Below are 19,675 nucleotides of genomic sequence, written 5' to 3'. Positions count from 1 at the left end.
AGCATCCTATTTTTGGCAAACCTTTCTACAGTGTGCTCCCATGAACGCCCCACTGCCCACCCATCTCCTCAGCCCTCAGGACACCATGGCTGACATTGACCCCCAAGAAACCGCTGAATGGCGCGACGCTTTTATGGCCCTGGTGGCCACCGAGGGGCCCGAGCGGGCTCGCCTCATATTGGCCGAGCTGGTGCACCTGGCGCGCACCCAGCAGATTGGCTGGCAGCCGCAGCTCAACACGCCCTACGTGAACACGGTTGCGGTGCAGAACCAGCCCGTGTTCCCTGGCGACCTGGCGGTGGAAGAGCGGCTCGCGTCCATCATGCGCTGGAACGCGCTGGCCATGGTGGTGCGTGCCAACCAGGCCTACGGCGAACTGGGCGGGCACATTGCCAGCTATGCCAGTGCTGCCGATTTGTTTGAGAGCGGCTTCAACCACTTCTTCCGCGCCCGCGAAGGGCTGGGCGAAGGGCAGCACCGGGGCGACCTGGTGTTCTTCCAGCCGCACAGCGCGCCCGGTGTGTATGCACGGGCGTTTCTGGAAGGGCGCTTGTCCGAGCAGGATTTGATGCACTACCGACAGGAAATCACCGCGCCAGCGGCCGGTGCGCAGGGCCTGTGCAGCTACCCGCACCCCTGGCTGATGCCCGACTTCTGGCAGTTCCCCACCGGCTCCATGGGCATTGGCCCCATCAGCAGCATCTACCACGCGCGCTTCATGCGCTACCTCACGCACCGCAACCTGCTCAACTGTGAGGGCCGCAAGGTGTGGGGCGTGTTTGGCGATGGCGAGATGGACGAGCCAGAGAGCATGAGCGCCCTGACCCTGGCCGCGCGTGAGGGACTGGACAACCTGGTGTGGGTAGTTAACTGCAACCTGCAGCGCCTGGACGGACCGGTGCGCGGCAACGGCCGCATCATTGACGAGCTGGAGCGCCTTTTTGCCGGTGCGGGCTGGAACGTGGTCAAGCTGGTGTGGGGCAGCGACTGGGACGGCCTGTTTGCCCGCGACCTCACCGGCGCACTGGTGCGCACGCTGCAAGGCACGGTGGACGGCCAAATGCAGACCTTTGCCGCCAAAGACGGGCGCTTTAACCGCGACAACTTCTTCGGCCAAAGCCCCGAGCTGGCCGCGCTGGCCCAGGGCATGACGGACGAGCAGATTGATCGCCTCAAGCGCGGTGGGCACGACCTGGTGAAGATCCACGCCGCCTACGCCGCCGCTGCCGCCCACAAAGGCCAGCCCACGGTGATTCTGGCCCACACCAAGAAGGGTTACGGCATGGGCACGGCGGGCCAGGGCAAGATGACCACGCACAGCCAGAAGAAGCTGGACGACACCGACCTCATCGAATTCCGCAACCGCTTCAACCTGCCGCTCACCGACGAGCAGGCCACAGGCCTGGCCTTCTACAAGCCCGCAGAAGACAGCCCGGAGATGCAGTACCTGCGCCGCCACCGCCAGCAACTGGGCGGCTACCTGCCCCGGCGCGAGACAGTGTGTGATGCACTGCCCGTACCGCCCCTGGCAAGCTACGCCCAGTTTGCGCTGCAGGCCGACGGCAAGGAAATGAGCACCACCATGGCCTTTGTGCGCATGCTGGGCACGCTGCTGAAGGACGCCACTTTGGGCCCCCGCATCGTGCCCATCGTGGCTGATGAGGCGCGCACCTTTGGCATGGCCAACCTGTTCAAGCAGGTGGGCATCTACAGCAGCGTGGGCCAGCGCTACGCGCCCGAAGACATCGGCTCGGTACTGAGCTACCGCGAGGCGCTGGATGGGCAGATTCTGGAAGAGGGCATCAGCGAAGCCGGTGCGATTGCGAGCTGGACGGCAGCCGCCACCAGCTACAGCGTGCACGGCTTGGCCATGCTGCCTTTCTACATCTACTACTCCATGTTCGGCTTCCAGCGCGTGGGCGACGCCATCTGGGCGGCTGCGGACCAGCGTGCGCGTGGCTTCTTGCTCGGCGCCACGTCGGGCCGCACCACGCTGGGCGGTGAGGGCCTGCAGCACCAGGACGGCACCAGCCACCTGGTAGCGGCCACCATCCCCAACTGCAAGGCCTACGACCCGGCCTATGCGGGCGAGATGGCCGTCATCATCGACGCCGGCATGCGCGAGATGGTGACCGAGCAGCGCGACGTTTTCTACTACGTCACGCTGATGAACGAGAACTACGCCCAGCCCGACTTGCCTGCCGATGCGGCAGAAGGTGTGCTGCGTGGTTGCTATGTTTTCAGGAGCTACTCAGGCAATATGCACCAGCGCGACAGCGCGTTTTCGTCCAGAAACGTCACCCTGATGGGCTCTGGCGCCATCCTGACCGAGGTGGTCAAGGCTGCAGAACAACTCGCCAGCGAGGGTGTGGACGTGACCGTGCTCAGCGTTACCAGCTGGAGCGAGTTGGCCCGCGATGGTGTGGCTTGCGAGCAGCGCTGGCTGGCGGGCGATGCCCAGCCTGCTCCCGCATGGCTGACCCAGCAACTGGCCGCAACCCGTGGACCGGTGATCGCCGCCACCGACTACGTACGTGCCGTGCCCGAGACGGTGCGCGCGTTCATCCCCGACGGCCGCAAGTACATCACCTTGGGCACCGACGGCTTTGGCCGCAGTGACACGCGGGCTGCGCTGAGGCAGTTTTTTGGGGTGGATGCTGCGAGCGTGGCCCAGGCCGCGCGGCGCGCGCTGGCTGCTGGCTGATGACGGGCCGGGCGCTGCATGAGCGCCTGCAGTCGTTTTGCTTTGTCTTCCGATCTGTCGCCGGATGGCCGCGGGGGTGGGGTGAACGCCATTGCCCAATTTCGCCCAGGCTTCCTACAATGGTCCAGCAACCGTGAGAGGGCGCCATGGCACATGTCATCTGGGACCATAACCCGCCGACCACCTGGATAGCCAACGTGGACGGGCAAGCACTTTGCTCCATCAAGCGCAAAGACATTGGCGGGTGGACCGCCGCCTGGACAGACGACCGCCTGTGGCCGCCGCCCGCCCATCTGCCCAAGGCCATGCCGCAGCCCACCCAGTTTTTCAGCAGTCTGGAAGAAGCCAAGCAGGCGGTGGAAAGCGCTCTGGGCGCTTGAGGCGGCGCCCTGGAGCACGGCTGCAGTCTGAGTGACTGCGCTTGCATACACCGGCGGCGGCAGGCGCTGCGACTCCAATCAGTCTATGACTGGCGTGGGCCCCTACGCATGCGGCCAAGCTCAGCCCGCAGGGCGCTGGAAGAACGCATCCAGCACTGGCATCAATCCCGGAAACTCCTGGGAAAACCGTTCGCGGTTTACAAAGTACGCCTCGCAGGCCACGGCAAAGAATTCGGACTGCGAGGTGGCGCCGTACGCGTCCAGCCAGGGCCGTTCGGCGCCGAAGCGCTCGGCCATGATCACGCGCTCGCGAAACTGTTCGTAGGCGGGCTCCCAGGCTGCCCACCACGCTTCATACGCCGCACGGCCGGTGCGTGCGCCCATAAAGCCTGCGGGCAAGGGCGGGCAGCCGTTGGGTTGGCCGTTTTTCATGTCGAGCTTGTGCACGAACTCGTGCACCACCACGTTGTGTCCGCGCGCCGTGTTCTCGGTGGCGTTGCTCACATGCTGCCAGCTGAGCATGATGGGGCCGCGCTCCATGGCCTCGCCCAGCAGCACCTGGGTGTGCTCGTGCACCACGCCCGCTTCGTCCATCGTCTGGCGACGGGCCACGGCTTCGCCGGGGTGCAGCACGATGCCCACAAAATCGTCGTACCAGTCGAGTGCCTTTGCGGGGTCGCCCCAGTGCAGCAGGGGCAGGCAGGCCTGCGCGGCAATGTCGATGGCCATGGCGTCGGTCACCACGAGGCCATGGGCACCGTGGAATTCCTTGTGGTGCAAGAAGAGGGCGCTCAGCACGCGCAGCTTGGCCTGGTCGTGCAGCGACAGCGCGGCCAGAAACGGGTAGCGCTGCACGGTCTGCAGCCACAGCGTGGCCGAGATGTCCGGCACCGGAGCCACGGTGGCGCGCACGCGGCGCCAGAGGCGGTTGAGCAAGGGGGGCATGGCGATCGGGCTGCGGGAGGTGGGCCCGCTCAGTTCATGACCGCTGTTACTTGGGGGCCAGGGACAGCCGTTCCAAGCCCGCGCTGGACAAACGCAGTGTTTCCAGACGGGGGGGGAATGCCGCAGCATCCCAGTCGCTCAGCACCACGCGCTGCAGCCCCGGGGCCAGCACATGGTGGGCCGGCCGGTGGGTGTGGCCGTGGATGAGGGTGTGTGCGCCAGCGGCCTGCAGCCAGGCGACGGCGGCGGGGCCGTCCACATCGGCGTACGTGGCCCCAGACTGCTTGCGCGCCTCGCTCTCCTGGCGGATGCCGCGCGCCTGCACGCGGCGCGTGGCCAAGGGCTGGGTCAGAAACTGCTGCTGCCAGGCGGCGCTGCGCGCCTGCAGGCGAAAGCGCTGGTAGTCCACATCGTCCAGGCACAGCAGGTCGCCGTGGCTCAGGACATACCGCTGGCCGCCAAAGGCCAGGACTGTGGGGTCTGCCAGCCCGGTGATGCCGCACCCAGCCAAGAAAGCAGGGCCCGCCAGAAAGTCGCGGTTGCCATGCATGAAGTACACCGGCAGGCGCTGTGCGGCGGCCCGAAGGAGGGCGCAGCCCCGGGCTTCGAAGCTGCCGGGCTCGCTCATGGCATCGTCGCCCACCCACACTTCGAACAGGTCGCCCAGAATAAAGAGGGCGTCTGCCGTCGTGCCTTCGAGATACTGCTGGAATGCGGCCACCGTGGCGGGCTCGCTGGCCTGCAGGTGCAGGTCTGAAATGAAATCGACCGTGCGCCAGTGCGGTGGAGCGGCAAGCTCCTCGAACAGGGGCACGGTCGTCAACGGGTCGGCAGTCAAGGCCCGGACCAGGCGGTGGATTTACAGAGCCACGGCCTTGTCGATCACGACGGCGTCAAAAGGCACGTCGTCATGGAAGCCCTTGCGGGTGGTGCGCACGGCCTTGATGGCGTCCACCACGTCCTGGCCCTTCACGACCTTGCCGAACACGGCGTAGCCCCAGCCTTGGGCGGTGGGCGAGCTGTGGTTCAGGAAGGCGTTGTCCACCGTGTTGATGAAGAACTGCGCAGTGGCGCTGTGGGGGTCGCCAGTGCGGGCCATGGCGACGGTGTACTTGTCGTTCTTCAGGCCGTTCTTAGCTTCGTTCTCGATGGGGGCCTGGGTTTCCTTTTGCTTCATGTCGGCCGTCATGCCGCCGCCCTGGATCATGAAGTTCTTGATCACGCGGTGGAACACGGTGCCGTTGTAGAAACCGCTGTTCACATAGCTCAGGAAGTTGGCGGTGGACTTGGGGGCTTTCTCGGCGTCCAGTTCCAGGGTGATCACGCCCTGGGTGGCGGTCTCGGCCACGTTGATGGTCACGTGGAGTTCAACTTGTGGATTGCTCATTGCAGTGCTTTCTTCAAAAAATTACTTCACCACGGTGGCGGAGTTGATGGTCATAGGGGTGTTGGGCACGTTCTGGTGCGGGCCCTTGTTGCCGGTGGCCACAGCCTTGATCTTGTCCACCACGGCGGTGCCTTCGACCACCTTGCCGAACACGGCATAGCCGTGGCCGTCGGGGCTGGGGGCATTGAGCATGGCGTTGTCCTTCACATTGATGAAGAACTGCGAAGTGGCCGAGTTGGGATCACCGGTGCGCGCCATGGCGATGGTGTAGGTGTCGTTCTTGAGGCCGTTCTTGGCTTCGAGCGGAATGGGTGCCTTGGTGGGCTTTTGCTGCATGTCGGGGGTGAAGCCGCCGCCCTGGATCATGAAGCCGTCGATCACTCGGTGGAAGATCGTGCCGTCGTAGTGCTTGCTGTTCACATAGGCCAGGAAGTTCTCGACCGTCTTGGGAGCCTTGGCCGCATCGAGCTGCACCACGATGTCACCCATCGACGTGGCCAGCTTGACCTTGGGAGCGTCTTGCGCCTGGGCGGGTGCTACTGTAAACATAGCAGCCAGGGCAATACTTGCCAGCGCTACCGTCGAATTTCTTCTGGAAATCATCCAATCACTCCTTCGAAAAAGATCTGCCATTGTTGGCCGCGGCGCGTCCAGTACTGGCGCTTGACCGGCCCCGTGCGTGCGCCTTCAGCGACTTCGCCGAACGTTACCACCATGGTGTCGGCCGAGTCTGTCCACCGCAGGTAAGACTTGTCCTTGAGCTGGAGTTCCCGTCCCTTGAGGGCGCGGGCCTCGGCCTGCAGCACCTGGGTCCATTCTTCCAGCGGCTTCTTGCGGTAGCTCTGGAAGTCGGGCGCATAAAAGCCCAGCAGGCGCTTCATGTCCCCTTCCGTCTTGGCGGTGCGCCAGGCATTGAGCACCGCGTCGAACGATTTGCGGTCGGCGGCCACGCTGTGGGGTTGTACCCATTGCAGCTGCCGCGCAATGACCACGGGGGTGGAGCGGGGCTCCACCGTGCGCAGGATGCGTTCGAGGTCGGGGTTGGCCAGCACCAGGCAGCCGTCGGTGGCCAAGGGCGCGCGCGAGAACTGGTCGGGCGGCGTGCCATGCAGCCAGATGCCGCTGCCGGTCTTGCCCCGGCTCTGGTCCAGGGGGTTGGGGTAGTTGATGGGCAGGGCGCCCGCGCCGTAAAAGTCCTTGAGCTTGGCCGGGTCCAGGCGGCTGGTGATGAAGTACACCCCCAGCGGCGTGCGCTGGTCGCCCTCCACCTCTTTTTCGATACCGAGCTTGCCCACCGAGGCGTAATAGTCGGCCACCAGCCGCAGGCCCTGCGCGGTGTTTTCAAAGAGGTACAGCCGCGAGCGCGAGGTGTCCACCGCAATGGCGTGGCGCGAGCGGGGCGACAGCTCCAGGAACTGCGCGGGGATGGCGTTGGCGGGGGGGCGGCTGCGTTGCGCATCCACACGCTGGCGCGATTCGGTGCGCAGTTCGGCCAGTGCCGCAGCGGCCTGGATGCTGCGGGCCGAGTCCGGCTCGGGGGCCACATCGCCCAGGTGCCGCAGCGGCCGCGTGCGCGACATGAGCAGGTCGCCGACCGCCAGTTGGGCCAGCTGGAAGTTGGGGTAGTCGCGCGCCAGGCTTTCTGCCTGTGCCAGGGCTTCCCGCCCGCGCCCTTCGGCTACCAGCTTGTAGACCGCCATGAGGCGGGCCTCCGCCTGGCCGTCACGCAACTCTGCCGGCGCGGGGGCGACAGGGGGCGTGGTGGATGCTGCGTGCGCAGCGGCCGCACGCCGTGCCTTGGCGCCCTGCGGCAGGGCGGGCGTGACCAGCGAGGTGCCCAGCAGCAGCAGCATTGCCGATGCGGCCTGGCGGCCCGGGGAGGTCAAGGGCACGAACATGCGAAACATCAATCAGCTTTGCGCTGGGGCAAAAAAAAAGCCCGCGCGGAAGGCGCAGGCGCCGCCTCGGGGAGCATGGTCAACCGCCCGTGGATTCGCGGACGATGGTCCAGCGACCGTTGTTGTGGACCAGGTCCAGGGTCTTGCGGCTGCTGACGTTGAGCGAATCAGCGCTGTAGGCCTGGCGGAAACGGGCGGTGGCCTTGTCGCCTTGCACCGACACGTTGATGTCGGACAGCTTCACGCTGATCTTGGACTTGCCGACGATGCGCGCCTCGCGCTCCTTCTCCCAGGCAGCACGGCCCTGGCGGCCTGGCGGGTCGAACGACTTGTCGTAGGCGCCCAGATAAGCCTTCATGTCCTTGGCGGCCCAGGCTGCTGCCCAAGCCTGAACGGCGGCGGTCACCGCCTGGGTGGACGCGTCAGCCGCCGCTGCTGCGGCAGGGGCCGGCGCGGGCGCCGCTGCAGTGCTGGCCGCTGGTGCCGGGGCGGCCGCAGGCGCTGGAGTCGGGGCAGGTGCCGGAGCCGGGGTGGCCGGCGCTGGTGCAGCCGCTACAGGGGCGGGGGCTGGCGTGGGCGCAGGAGCGGCTGCGGGACGCTGGGTCACCACCACGGCGGGGGCTGGTGCGGCGGCGGCAGGGCGACCGGCCTTGCTACCGGGCTCGTTGGAGAACAGCTCGCGGATCAGCGCCAGCTTGGGTTTGACGGAGTTGGCGTTGTTGGCATCCAGCTGCAGCGCCTTGTTGTAGGCCTGGCTGGCCAGCTTGGCGTAAATGTCGCCCAGGTTTTCCTGCGCGGTGGCGTAGCTGGGGTTGGTGCGGATCGCCATTTCCAGCGCTGTGCGGGCCTTGTCCAGCTGATTCTGGTTGGCATACAGCACGGCCAGGTTGTTGTAGGGCTCGGGCAGCTCAGGGTACTCTTCGGTGAGCTTGGTGAAGGTGGCGATGGCGTCGGCCTGCTTGCCCGAGTCCGTCTGGGCCACGCCGCGCAAGAAGCGCAGTTGGGGGTCACGCGGGTTGGCAGCCAGGCGCTGGTCGGCCTTGGCCAGCGCCTCGGACGCCTTGCCCGCCTTGAGCAGCTGGGTGATGTCGGCATAGTCGTCCGCGTGGACCACACCCGTGCCCATCAGGGCGGTCAGTGCCAGAAGGCGCAGGAGGCGTGGGAGTGTGCGTCGGACTTGCTTCATGGGGGTACAAAGGAGTTGGGCGGCAGCCAGCCCGGGCGGGGGCTTATACTGCGGCGGATTGTAGCTGAGGGGGTTGTCATGACGGTACGCTGTTGCCGCTGGTGATTTTGCTGGACGCCCCTTGCCGGGCCACCCCCTTCCCAGGGCTGAGTTCCGCTGCTGCCGGGTGAGTCTCAGGCGCTCACCCACCCCCATCAAGTCTCCCGTTACTGAAATCCCATGAGTTTGCGCATCTACAACACGCTGTCGCGTGCATTGGAGGACTTTTCCCCGCTCGAACCTGGCCATGTGCGCATGTATGTGTGCGGCATGACCATTTACGACCTGTGCCACATCGGCCACGCCCGCATGATGATGGCGTTTGACGTGGTGCAGCGCTGGCTCAAGGCCAGCGGCCTGCGCGTGACCTATGTGCGCAACATCACCGACATCGACGACAAGATCATCAAGCGCGCGCTGGAGCGGGGCATCACCATCCGCCAGCTCACCGACGAGATGATTGCAGCGATGCACCAGGACATCGGCCTCTTGGGCATCGAGCCGCCGTCGGTCGAGCCCCGTGCTACCGAATATGTGCCCCAGATGCTCTCGCTCATCGGCCAGCTGGAAGGCAAGGGCCTTGCCTACCGGGCGAGCAACGGGGACGTGAACTACTCGGTGCGCAAGTTCGAGGGCTACGGCAAGCTCTCGGGCAAGTCGCTGGACGAGCTGCGCGCCGGCGAGCGGGTGGCCGTGCTGGACGGCAAGGAAGACCCGCTCGACTTTGTGCTGTGGAAGTCCGCCAAGCCCGAGGAGCCGCCCGAGGCCAAGTGGGACAGCGCTTTTGGTGCGGGCCGGCCCGGCTGGCACATCGAATGCTCGGCCATGAGCTGCGCCACGCTGGGCGAAACCTTCGACATCCACGGTGGCGGCGCGGATCTGCAATTCCCCCACCACGAGAACGAAATCGCCCAGAGCGAAGGCGCCACGGGCAAGCCGCTGGCCAAATTCTGGGTGCACAACGGCTTTGTGCGGGTGGACAACGAGAAGATGTCCAAGAGCCTGGGCAACTTCTTCACCATCCGCGACGTGCTCAAGACGTACGATGCCGAGACGGTGCGCTTTTTTATCGTGCGGGCCCATTACCGCAGCGCGCTGAACTACAGCGATGCCCACCTCGACGACGCACGCCAGGCGCTCAAGCGTCTCTACACGGCCCTCAGCCTGGTGACCCCGGCGCAGGTGGCGTCCATCGACTGGACCAGCCCCTACGCAGCCCGCTTCAAGGCCGCGATGGACGAGGACTTTGGCACGCCCGAGGCGGTGGCCGTGCTGTTCGACCTGGCGAGCGAGGTCAACAAGACCCGCTCAGCCGAACTGGCCGGGCTGCTGAAGGCGCTGGGTGGTTGCCTGGGCATCTTGCAGGGCGACCCGCAAGCGTTTCTTCAGTCGGGTGCGGCGGGGGTGGATGAGGCCGAGATTCAGGCGCAGATTGCCGCCCGGGCCGCAGCCAAGGCGGCCAAGAACTTTGCCGAGGCCGACCGCATTCGCAACCACTTGCTGGCCCAGGGCATCGTGCTCAAGGACTCTGCCGCCGGCACCACATGGGAAGCTGCCCAATGAGCATGGTTTTGAAGCCAAATATGCCAGTAGTGCAGGTGGAATAAGCGGTGGCAGCTTCTAAAAAGATAGCGGGTGACGCTGTGGCGCCGTCGCTGGTGCTGGCCACGCCCGACTACTGGGCCGAGGCGTGCAAGCACCTGGTGAAAAAAGACCGGGTGATGAAGCGCCTGATCCCGCAGTTTGGCGACGCTGCGCTGCAGACCAAGGGCGACCCCTTCATCACCCTAGCGCGTTCCATCGTGGGCCAGCAAGTGTCCGTGGCTTCAGCGCAGGCCGTGTGGGAGCGTTTTGTGGCGCTGCTGCCGCGCGGCATGAAACCCGCCAGCGTGCTCAAGCTCAAGATCGATGACATGCGGGCCGCAGGCCTGTCGGCCCGCAAGGTGGACTACCTGGTGGACCTGGCCATGCACTTTGAGGGCGGCAAGCTGCACGTCAAGGACTGGGCCGCCATGGACGACGAGGCCATCATTGCCGAGCTGGTGGCCATCCGGGGCATTGGCCGCTGGACGGCCGAGATGTTTTTGATCTTCTATTTGATGCGGCCCAATGTTTTGCCCCTGGACGACCCGGGGTTGATCAGCGGGATCAGCCAGAATTACTTCTCTGGCGACCCGGTGAGCCGCAGCGACGCGCGCGAGGTGGCCGAGGCCTGGAAGCCCTGGTGCAGCGTCGCGACTTGGTATATTTGGCGGTCTCTGGACCCCCTGCCTGTAACCTATTGACACCACTGCAGGCACGCCGGTTACAGTGCGTGCCATTCGTGGCAACCCCGCCGGGTGCGATCCCCAAGGAGAAAAACGTTGGCGAAAAAGACCTTTCTGGATTTCGAGCAGCCCATCGCCGAGCTGGAGTCCAAAATTGAAGAACTGCGCTACGTGCAGACCGAGAGTGCCGTCGATATCTCGGAAGAGATCGACCAGCTGAGCAAAAAGAGCCAGCAGCTCACCAAAGACATCTACAGCGAACTGTCGCCCTGGCAGATCACCAAGATCGCCCGCCACCCCGAGCGCCCCTACACGCTCGACTACGTGCGCGACATCTTCACCGACTTCGTCGAGCTGCACGGCGACCGCCACTATGCGGATGACCTGTCCATCGTGGGTGGCCTGGCCCGCTTCAACGGGCACGCCTGCATGGTCATTGGCCACCAGAAGGGCCGTGACACGAAGGAGCGCGCTATGCGCAACTTCGGCATGAGCAAGCCCGAGGGCTATCGCAAGGCCCTGCGCCTGATGAAGACGGCCGAGAAGTTCAAGCTGCCCGTGTTCACCTTTGTGGACACGCCCGGCGCCTACCCCGGCATCGATGCCGAGGAACGCGGCCAGTCCGAAGCCATTGGCCGCAACATCTTCGAGATGGCGCAGCTCGAAGTGCCCATCATCACCACCATCATCGGCGAAGGTGGCTCCGGCGGCGCCCTGGCCATCAGCGTGGCCGACCAGGTTGTGATGCTGCAGTACGCCATCTACTCGGTCATCAGCCCCGAAGGTTGCGCGTCCATCCTCTGGAAGACCAGTGAGAAGGCGCAAGAGGCTGCCGACGCCCTGGGCATCACCGCCCACCGTCTCAAGGCCCTGGGCCTGGTGGACAAGATCGTGAGCGAGCCTGTGGGCGGCGCCCACCGTGACCACAAGCAGATGGCGGCCTTTCTCAAGCGCGCGCTGGGCGATGCCTTCCGCCAGGTGGCCGACCTCAAGACCAAGGACCTGCTGGACCGCCGCTACGAGCGCCTGCAGAGCTACGGCCGGTTCAGCGACACCAAGGCAGACGCCCGCTGAGCAGCCTTGAGCCCGGCGCTGGCCGGGGCTTTTGCACCAGTCCGGTGCGCTTTCAACGACCCTTCGGGGTCGTTGTTTTTTTTGGCGCTGAATCGTTCAGGCGGCGCCTATCTCCCCTCTGGCGCGCAGAATGCTACCGGATGTAACATCTTCGAACACCGCCTGCGCGGGCGGTTGAAGGGGTGCTCCATGTCGCTTCTGAAGACGCTCAAGGGCCAGATCCTGGTGGTGTCTGCCGCCTGTATGGTGGCAGCCCTGTTGGTGCTTACGCTGGTCAACTATTTCTCCGCCCGCGCACAAGCGCGGGTGGCGTTGGCAGAGGAGGGGCAGGCCACCGCCAAGAGCCATGCGGAGGCCATCGAAGAGTGGACCCGCGCGAAGGCTGGCATCATCGCGGCCTCCATCGCCGCGTTTGAAGAGCCTGAGCCCGCCAAATCCCTGGCCATGCTGCGTGATGCGGGCAAGTTCAGCACGGCGTACTTTGGCTACGCAGACAAAAAGTACGTTTTCTCCGAAGCCCGCAACCTCCCCGCCGACTACGACCCCACTGCGCGCCCCTGGTACAAGCAGGCTGCCCAGGCTGGCGCGTCCGTGGTCACGCCGCCCTACATCTCGGCCTCCGACCAGAAACTGGTGGTGACCTTTGCGACGCCGGTGGGTGCGGGCTCCGCACTCAAGGGGGTGGCTGCCGGGGACGTGTACATGGAATCGGTCGTGGCCAATGTCGCGTCCATCCAGCCCACGCCGCAAAGCTTTGCCTTTCTGGTGTCCGCGGACGGCAAAATCATCGCCCACAAAGACCAGGGGCTCACGCTCAAGCCCATCACCGAACTCTCCAAAGACCTCGCGATCGAGCCGCTGCTGGCTGCTGCCAAGAACAAAGGACTGCTGCCGACCGACATCGCCGGGCGCAGCCGCCTGCTGAGTGTGGTGCCGATCGCTGGCACGTCCTGGATGCTGGTCGTGGCCCTTGACGAGAGCGAAGCCATGGCGCCGATCCGCGCCATGTTGGCCACATCGCTGATCTCCAGTGTGCTGGTGCTGGTCGTGGCCGTGGCGCTGCTGGGGGTGGTGCTCACCCGGCGCCTGCGCCAGCTCACGCTGGTGCGCGATGCCATGCACGAAATCGGCGCGGGCGACGGCGACCTGTCACGCCGCATTGACGCGCACGGCGAGGATGAACTGGCCCAGATCGCCGGCAGCTTCAACAGTTTTGCGGGCAAGCTCTCTGGCGTGCTGGCGCAGATCCGGGACGCCAGCAGCTCGGTGCGTGTGGCCGCCGAAGAGATCGCCACCGGCAATCACGACCTGAGCGGGCGTACCGAACTCACGGCATCCAGCCTGCAGCAGACCTCGGCCTCCATGCAGCAGCTGACCGAAACGGTGCGGCACAACGCAGACTCTGCGCGGCAGGCCAACCAACTGGTTGCCCAGGCCTCCAGCGTTGCGCAGCACGGCGGTCAGGTGGTGGGCAATGTAGTGACCACCATGGACCAGATCAATGCGGCCTCGCGCAAGATCAACGACATCATCGGCGTCATTGACGGCATTGCGTTTCAGACCAACATCCTCGCGCTCAACGCAGCGGTGGAGGCCGCGCGCGCAGGCGAGCAGGGCCGGGGCTTTGCGGTGGTGGCGGGTGAGGTGCGCAGTCTGGCCCAGCGCAGTGCCGAAGCGGCCCGCGAGATCAAGACCTTGATCAATACGTCGGTCGAGCAGGTGGAAAACGGCTCGCGGCTGGTGCACGACGCGGGCACCACGATGACCGACATCGTGACCTCGGTGCAGCGCGTGACGGACATCATGGCCGAGATCACCGCGTCCACCAACGAGCAGAGCACCAGCATCAACGAGGTGGGGCAGGCCGTGGCCCAACTCGACCAGATGACCCAGCAGAACGCAGCGCTGGTGGAAGAGAGCGCTGCAGCGGCGCAGAGTCTGAAGGATCAGTCGGTGCGGCTGTCGGAGGTGGTGGCGACCTTTCGTCTGTCCACTACCGACTCCGCCCACGTTGCGCCACGGCTGTCCCCGCCGGGCGGTTGAGTTGCAAGGGGCGTCGCGGCGCCCCGAATGCACCTTGCTGCCGGAGTGAGGGGCTCCGCGATAATCGGCGCCCATGAACTGTTGCCCCTGTCCAGACTCTGTTAGCCCCAAGTCGTTTCCAGGGGCTGCCGGTCCGAGCGCTGGGCCTGCGGAGCCAGGAAGCCAGGCGCCATGACCCAATCCATGGATGTCGCCCTGCAAGCGTTCGCGCCCGCCTTACCTCTGGCGGTGGCGTTGAGCGGCGGAGCGGACTCGACTGCGTTGCTGCTGGCCTGTGCGCGCCGCTGGCCAGGGCAGGTGTTGGCCATCCACGTACACCATGGGCTGCAGGCGGCTGCCGACGGATTTGAGCAGCATTGCGTGGCCTTGTGCGGCCAGCTGGGTGTGCCTTTGCGCGTGCAGAGGCTGGATGCGCGCCCAGCGCCCGGTCAGAGCCCGGAGGATGCTGCCCGGCAAGCCAGATACCAGGCTTTGACGGCTGTAGCGCTAGAAGATCATGTCTTGGGTGCTATTCAATCCATAGCAATCGCACAGCACGCCGATGACCAGGTCGAAACCCTGTTGCTGGCCCTGTCGCGCGGAGCGGGCGTCGCGGGCCTTGCCGCCATGCCGGCCCAGTGGGAGCGGGGAGGGCTGGTCTGGCATCGTCCTTTGCTGCAGGTGGCCGCGTCGGATGTGCGCCAGTGGTTGAAGGCGCAGGGCCAAGCGTGGGTGGAAGACCCCACCAACCGCGACGAGCGCTACACCCGCAACCGCATCAGGGCGCAACTGCTCCCGATCCTCGAGTCTGCCTTCCCGTCCTTTCGGGAGACCTTTGCGCGGTCAGCGGCCAATGCCGCCCAGGCGGCAGAACTGCTGCAAGAGCTGGCCCAGCAAGACCTGTTGCAGGTAGGCCAGCCCCCGGAGATCAAGGCCCTGCAAATGCTCAGTCGCGCCCGCCAGGCCAACGTGCTGCGCCACTGGCTGCGCCACACCCACCTGACAACCCCGACGGCCGCACAGCTGAGCGAGCTGCAGAATCAAATCAGCGCCTGCTCCACGCGGGGCCACCAGATCCGTATCAAGGTAGGCAGCGGCTTTGTGGTGCGCTCGGGCGCCATGATCGATTGGCTCAAAGCCTAGGCGACGTCTGAGTTCGCCGGGTGGTCAGCGTGTTACGGGTATTCGTTCGCTTGAGGGGCGTGTCGCCCTGGGCTTTGGAGGCTGACCGCCTGATGGTTTGCACGAAGTCCACCTGGAGCCCGCCCATGGTTTTCGGGAGCATGGCATCGTTCGGCGAAGGCAGGCCTCGGCGGGACCCCGTCCAAAATGAGGCATAATAGCGGGATTGGAAACGTGACCGAGTGGCCGAAGGTGCTCCCCTGCTAAGGGAGTATGGGGTGTAGAGCCTCATCGAGGGTTCGAATCCCTCCGTTTCCGCCAAGATAAGCCCCAAGTGCCCGAGCGCTTGGGGCTTTTTCTTTGGTGTTTTCAGCCGCCTCGTTCTTTCAGGCATCGCCTTCGAACTGTCAGGCTCCTCGCACAGGTCACTCGTCGATGGATGCGCTCCATCGGCTGCCCCAATCGCTTCCTTTGTGGACCTTGTCGATCTCACGGCGGTCGCGTTTGGTGGGGCGGCCTTCTTGCAATGTGGCGGCGGGCTCGGGGGCCAGTCGGCGAATTTCCGCTGCCTTTTCGCGGGCGGCGATGCTGTCAGGGGTTTCCTCATACAGCTGTTGGGCCACAGGCGCAGGGCCACGGGCGCCGCTCAGGCCCCGCACGAGCACGGTGCGCGCCACGGGCCCTTGGCGCAGCGCCACGGTGTCGCCGCAACGCAGGTCGCGGGCAGGTTTGGCCAGTTGACCATTGACGGTGACCCGGCCTTTGCCGATTTCTTCCGTGGCGAGGCTGCGGGTTTTGTAAAAGCGGGCGCACCAGAGCCATTTGTCCAGCCGCATCGTCTCCATCGTGTTCATGGATGAGATTGTGCCGCCTGCATCGTCGGCGCGCTGTCAGTCAGTGGCGCAGGCAGTGGCAGGCGGACAATCGCATCCAGCCCGGTCACCTTGTGGCCCTGGACCCGGTTGGTCAGCGCGATGCTGCCTTCCAGCGCCTGCACGATCTCATGGCAGATGGCCAGACCCAGGCCACTGCCGGTGCGTACATCGCCCGCCGAGAAGGGCTGGAACAGGCGGGCCGCCAGTTCGTCATCAATGCCGGGGCCGTGGTCGCTGATCGTGAGCGCCACGTGCCGTCCGTCGCTGCGCAGGTCCACGGTCAGCTCGCTGCCAGGTGGTGCGTGCCGCACGGCGTTGTGCAGCAGGTTGCGGCTCAGCTCGCGCAGCATCCATTCGTGGGACTGCACCAGCGCGGGTTCGGTGTGGATGCCGAAGTCGAGGTCGCGCTGGGCAATGAGCGGCGAGATTTCCAGTGCCACTGCGCGCAGGACCTCGTCGAACCGGGTAGCGGGCGGCGCGCTTTGCTGGCGCAGTTGCTCCACCTTGGCGAGGGCCAGCATCTGGTTGGCCAGCAGCGTGGCGCGGTCCACGGTGTCGCTGATTTCGTGCAGGGCTTGCTGTGGCTCCACATCGCCGTGCAGGGCGGATTGCACCTGGGTCTTGAGCACGGCCAGCGGCGTGCGCAACTGGTGCGATGCGTCGCGCACAAAGCGCTTCTGGTGCCGCAACAGGTGGCGCAGGCGCTGCATGACCTCGTTGGTCGCGTCCACCAGCGGCTGTAGCTCACGCGGGGCCAGCGGGGCAGCGATGGGGCTCAGGTCGCCTTCGCGCCGGGCCTGCAGCTGCTGGCTGAGCTGGCGAACGGGCTGTGTAGCGCGCTGCACCACCAGCACCACGGTGAAGGCGATCACCGCGATCAGCAGTGCCTGGCGCAGCAGGGTGTTGCGCAGGATCTGAAGGGCCAGGGTTTCGCGCACTTCCAGCGTCTCGGCCACCTGGATCACCGCCATGGCCCGCCCCTGGGAGCTGGCCACCGGCTGCAGCAGCACGGCGACGCGCACATCGCGGTCGCGAAAGCGGTCGTCGTAAAAGTCCACCAGGGCCGCATAGGGCGGGCGTGCGGGGATGCTGCCGTGCCACATGGGCAGGTCTTCAAACCCCGACACCATATCACCCTTCAGGGTCGAGACGCGGTAGAACATCTGGCTCTGGTTGTCGGCTTCAAAGGCCTCCAGCGCGGAATAGGGCACGATGGCGCGCAGCTGCGCCTCCTCGTCAAAACCCTTCACATCCAGCTGTTCGCTGATGCTCTTGGCGGATGCCAGCAGGGTACGGTCGTAGGCCGTGTTGAGGGATGCCAGGGTCTGGTGGTACAGGCTCCAGGTGTTGAAGCCGATGAACAGCACCACCGGCAGCAAGATGCCCAGCAGCAGGCGCCGCCTTAGCGAGTGGTGGCGCACGCCTTTGGGGCTCATGTGTCGGCCCGCAGCAGGTAGCCCAGGCCGCGCAGCGTCATCAACGTCAGGCCCGTGCCTGCCAGCTTTTTGCGCAGCCGGTACACCACGACCTCGATGGCTTCGTATTGCACGTCCAGCTGGCCCGGAAACACCAGCTCATACAGCCTTTCCTTGGTCACCGCATGGCCGGGCTGGGCCAGCAGGGCGTGCATCAAAGCGAGTTCGCGCGGTGTGAGCTCCATCACCTCGCCGTGGAGGTACAGGGCGCCACTGTCCTTGTCGTAGCGGATGGCGCCGATCTGCACGGTGCTGGGGGCGAGGGGCGCCACTGTGGGGTCTGCGCTGCGGCGCACCAGGGCGCGCAGACGGGCCTCCAGTTCGTCCAGGTCAAAAGGTTTAGGCAGGTAGTCGTCGGCTCCGGCGTTCAGGCCCATCACCCGGTCGCCGACGGTGCCGCGCGCTGTCAGGATGAGCACAGGGGTGCGCAGGCCGCGCGACCGGGCCTGCTGCAGCACTTGCAGGCCGTCCAGGCCGGGCAGGGTCAGGTCCAGGATGACGGCATCGGGCTGCAGCGCGGTCCACTGGCTGAGCGCCGCGCGCCCGTCGCCCACGGCTGTGACCTCCATGCCGCGCCGGGTCAGCGCGCGGTGCAGCGTGGCCTGCATGGTGGGGTCGTCTTCTACAAGGAGCAATTGCATGCGCGGCACCATAGCACCGTCTCGTCGGGCCCCGCGCATGAGTGTTTTCCCTGAGTCTGAGGACAGCCGTTTGACAGGCAGCGCGCGCATCATCGGGCGGTTCGCAAACCTTATCAGGAGACAGACACCATGCGTCGCGATACTTTTCTGAAATCCCTGGCCGCCCTGGCCGCAGCGGGTGCGCTGCCCGTCTCGGCCCAGACGGCATCTGCCATCAAGATGATGATCCCTGCCAACCCGGGTGGAGGCTGGGACACCACCGGTCGCGCGTTGGGCAAGGCAATGCAGGACGCAGGGGTTGCCAGCTCGGTCACCTATGACAACAAGGGCGGTGCCGCCGGCGCGATCGGTCTGGCGCAGTTCGTCAACGGCAGCAAGGGCGACCCGAATGCCGTGATGGTGATGGGTGCGGTGATGCTGGGCGGCATCATCACGGGCAAGCCCCCGGTGGGCCTGGACAAGGTCACGCCGTTGGCGCGCCTGACCAGCGAATACAACGTGTTCGTGCTGCCTTCCAACTCGCCTTTCAAGTCGATGAAGGACGTGGTGGACCAGCTCAAGAAGGACCCTGGCAGCGTGAAATGGGGTGGCGGCTCGCGCGGCTCCACCGAGCACATCGCAGCCGCCATGATTGCCCGTGAAGTGGGTGTGGACCCGGCCAAGATCAACTACGTGGCGTTCCGTGGGGGCGGCGAGGCAACTGCCGCCATCCTGGGTGGCAACGTCACCATCGGCGGCAGCGGCTACAGCGAATTTGCCGAGTACATCGCTGCGGGCAAGATGCGGGCCATCGGGGTCACGTCCGGCAAGCGCCTCAAGGGCGTCGAGGTGCCCACGCTCAAGGAGCAGGGCATCAACGTCGAGATCGGCAACTGGCGTGGCGTGTACGGTGCTCCCGGTATCGACAAGGCCCAGCGTGACGCGCTGATCGCCTCCATCGAGAAGGCCACAAAGAGCAAGGCCTGGAGCGAGGCGCTGGCCAAGAATGACTGGACCCCCGCATGGATGGCTGGCGATGCGTTTGCCAGCTTCGTGGACCAGGAATTCGCCAGCCTGCGCGCCACCATGGTCAAGTCCGGGATGGTGTGATGACTGAAGGCAGCACCATTCCATCGCCGCGCGCGCAGACCATCGTCGGCGCCGGTGTGCTGCTGGTGGCCGCAGGCATGGCCTTCGGCGCCTTGCAGATTTCCGGCGAGGCCGGCTACGGCGGCGTCGGTCCCAACTTTCTGCCGTGGCTGTGTACCGTGGTGCTGGCCATTTGCGGCGCGTGGCTGGTGTGGGAGGCACGCACTGGCGGCTACCGCGAGATGTCCGAAGCCAGCGGGCACCCCAAGGCCGACATCGGCTCTTTCGTGTGGGTGTCTGCGGGCCTTCTGGTCAACGCCGCATTGATCGGCACCGTGGGCTTCATCGTGAGCTGCACGATCTGCTACGTGCTGGCCGTGCAAGGCCTTCGCCGCGCAGCCCGGCAACCCCAAGCCGGCTCCGTCGGTACGTGGGTGAAGGATGTGCTGACCGGGCTGGCGATCTCGGCGCCCGTGTTCTGGGCCTTCACGCAGTTTCTCGCCATCAACCTGCCGGGCCTGACGGGAACGGGCTGGCTGTAAGGCCACCGGCATCCTCTGCCGCAGCCCGGCAAGACCCCTGACAACAACAT

General features: G+C 65.7%; 18 protein-coding genes and 1 tRNA gene. 10 read left to right on the top strand and 9 right to left on the bottom strand.

Annotation, left to right across the window (positions count from 1 at the left end; all coding sequences use genetic code 11):
- Positions 1-40: 40 nt before the first annotated feature.
- Both mdeB and C380_RS16520 read left to right on the top strand, forming a co-directional pair.
- Positions 41-2,704, top strand: a complete 2,664-nt coding sequence (gene mdeB, locus C380_RS16525; protein ID WP_015014972.1) for an alpha-ketoglutarate dehydrogenase — start codon at positions 41-43, stop codon at positions 2,702-2,704.
- A 146-nt stretch (positions 2,705-2,850) separates the two neighbouring features.
- On the top strand, positions 2,851-3,084 hold the full coding sequence (locus C380_RS16520; RefSeq protein WP_015014971.1) for a hypothetical protein: 234 nt from the start codon (positions 2,851-2,853) through the stop codon (positions 3,082-3,084).
- A gap of 120 nt (positions 3,085-3,204) precedes the next feature.
- Here the strand turns inward: C380_RS16520 and C380_RS16515 are convergent, their stop codons facing one another.
- From C380_RS16515 to C380_RS25090, 6 genes are all read right to left on the bottom strand, one after another.
- The gene (locus C380_RS16515; RefSeq protein ID WP_015014970.1) at positions 3,205-4,029 is read right to left on the bottom strand and encodes a zinc-dependent peptidase; all 825 of its coding nucleotides are present in this window, start codon (positions 4,027-4,029) and stop codon (positions 3,205-3,207) included.
- A 46-nt stretch (positions 4,030-4,075) separates the two neighbouring features.
- Positions 4,076-4,852 (bottom strand): UDP-2,3-diacylglucosamine diphosphatase, encoded by a 777-nt coding sequence (locus C380_RS16510; RefSeq protein ID WP_015014969.1) that lies wholly within the window; start codon positions 4,850-4,852, stop codon positions 4,076-4,078.
- A gap of 36 nt (positions 4,853-4,888) precedes the next feature.
- Positions 4,889-5,416 (bottom strand): peptidylprolyl isomerase, encoded by a 528-nt coding sequence (locus tag C380_RS16505; protein WP_015014968.1) that lies wholly within the window; start codon positions 5,414-5,416, stop codon positions 4,889-4,891.
- A gap of 21 nt (positions 5,417-5,437) precedes the next feature.
- The gene (locus C380_RS16500; RefSeq protein WP_015014967.1) at positions 5,438-6,019 is read right to left on the bottom strand and encodes a peptidylprolyl isomerase; all 582 of its coding nucleotides are present in this window, start codon (positions 6,017-6,019) and stop codon (positions 5,438-5,440) included.
- The gene (locus tag C380_RS16495) at positions 6,016-7,269 is read right to left on the bottom strand and encodes a L,D-transpeptidase family protein (protein ID WP_168162387.1); all 1,254 of its coding nucleotides are present in this window, start codon (positions 7,267-7,269) and stop codon (positions 6,016-6,018) included. Before C380_RS16495 ends, C380_RS16500 begins: the two co-directional genes overlap by 4 nt.
- A 124-nt stretch (positions 7,270-7,393) precedes the next feature.
- A complete protein-coding gene (locus C380_RS25090) occupies positions 7,394-8,500 on the bottom strand; it encodes a tetratricopeptide repeat protein (protein WP_043565550.1) in 1,107 nt (368 codons plus the stop codon).
- A 219-nt stretch (positions 8,501-8,719) separates the two neighbouring features.
- Here C380_RS25090 and cysS point away from each other — a divergent pair, with 219 nt between their 5' ends.
- From cysS to C380_RS16460, 6 genes are all read left to right on the top strand, one after another.
- Positions 8,720-10,102 (top strand): cysteine--tRNA ligase, encoded by a 1,383-nt coding sequence (cysS, locus tag C380_RS16485; protein ID WP_015014964.1) that lies wholly within the window; start codon positions 8,720-8,722, stop codon positions 10,100-10,102.
- A 47-nt stretch (positions 10,103-10,149) separates the two neighbouring features.
- Entirely contained in the window at positions 10,150-10,824 is a 675-nt protein-coding gene (locus tag C380_RS16480) for a DNA-3-methyladenine glycosylase (RefSeq protein ID WP_015014963.1), read from the top strand.
- A 78-nt stretch (positions 10,825-10,902) separates the two neighbouring features.
- Positions 10,903-11,880, top strand: a complete 978-nt coding sequence (locus tag C380_RS16475; RefSeq protein ID WP_015014962.1) for an acetyl-CoA carboxylase carboxyltransferase subunit alpha — start codon at positions 10,903-10,905, stop codon at positions 11,878-11,880.
- 189 nt (positions 11,881-12,069) lie between these two features.
- A complete protein-coding gene (locus tag C380_RS16470) occupies positions 12,070-13,923 on the top strand; it encodes a methyl-accepting chemotaxis protein (protein ID WP_015014961.1) in 1,854 nt (617 codons plus the stop codon).
- A 171-nt stretch (positions 13,924-14,094) separates the two neighbouring features.
- Positions 14,095-15,045: a tRNA lysidine(34) synthetase TilS gene (gene tilS / locus C380_RS16465; RefSeq protein ID WP_015014960.1), complete on the top strand. Its 951-nt coding sequence runs from the start codon at positions 14,095-14,097 to the stop codon at positions 15,043-15,045.
- 207 nt (positions 15,046-15,252) lie between these two features.
- Positions 15,253-15,345, top strand: a tRNA-Ser gene (locus C380_RS16460).
- Positions 15,346-15,449: 104 nt separating this feature from the next.
- Here the strand turns inward: C380_RS16460 and C380_RS16455 are convergent.
- Genes C380_RS16455 through C380_RS16445 form a run of 3 tightly spaced genes read right to left on the bottom strand, consistent with a single transcriptional unit; the run spans position 15,450 to position 18,015 of the window.
- Complete coding sequence (locus C380_RS16455) at positions 15,450-15,878, bottom strand: RNA-binding S4 domain-containing protein (RefSeq protein ID WP_015014959.1); 429 nt, start codon at positions 15,876-15,878, stop codon at positions 15,450-15,452.
- Positions 15,875-17,335: a sensor histidine kinase gene (locus C380_RS16450; protein WP_015014958.1), complete on the bottom strand. Its 1,461-nt coding sequence runs from the start codon at positions 17,333-17,335 to the stop codon at positions 15,875-15,877. The genes C380_RS16455 and C380_RS16450 overlap by 4 nt, the downstream gene beginning before the upstream one ends.
- On the bottom strand, positions 17,332-18,015 hold the full coding sequence (locus C380_RS16445; protein WP_043566725.1) for a response regulator transcription factor: 684 nt from the start codon (positions 18,013-18,015) through the stop codon (positions 17,332-17,334). Before C380_RS16445 ends, C380_RS16450 begins: the two co-directional genes overlap by 4 nt.
- A gap of 129 nt (positions 18,016-18,144) precedes the next feature.
- Between C380_RS16445 and C380_RS16440 the strand changes: the two genes are divergently transcribed.
- Both C380_RS16440 and C380_RS16435 read left to right on the top strand, forming a co-directional pair.
- Entirely contained in the window at positions 18,145-19,104 is a 960-nt protein-coding gene (locus tag C380_RS16440; protein WP_015014956.1) for a tripartite tricarboxylate transporter substrate binding protein, read from the top strand.
- A complete protein-coding gene (locus tag C380_RS16435) occupies positions 19,104-19,625 on the top strand; it encodes a tripartite tricarboxylate transporter TctB family protein (protein WP_015014955.1) in 522 nt (173 codons plus the stop codon). The genes C380_RS16440 and C380_RS16435 overlap by 1 nt, the downstream gene beginning before the upstream one ends.
- The last annotated feature ends 50 nt before the right edge of the window (positions 19,626-19,675 follow it).

This window comes from Acidovorax sp. KKS102 (assembly GCF_000302535.1).
Taxonomy (GTDB): domain Bacteria; phylum Pseudomonadota; class Gammaproteobacteria; order Burkholderiales; family Burkholderiaceae_C; genus Acidovorax.
The sequence above is the reverse complement of the archived record's forward strand: the minus strand, read 5'-3'. Positions and strand labels throughout refer to the sequence as shown.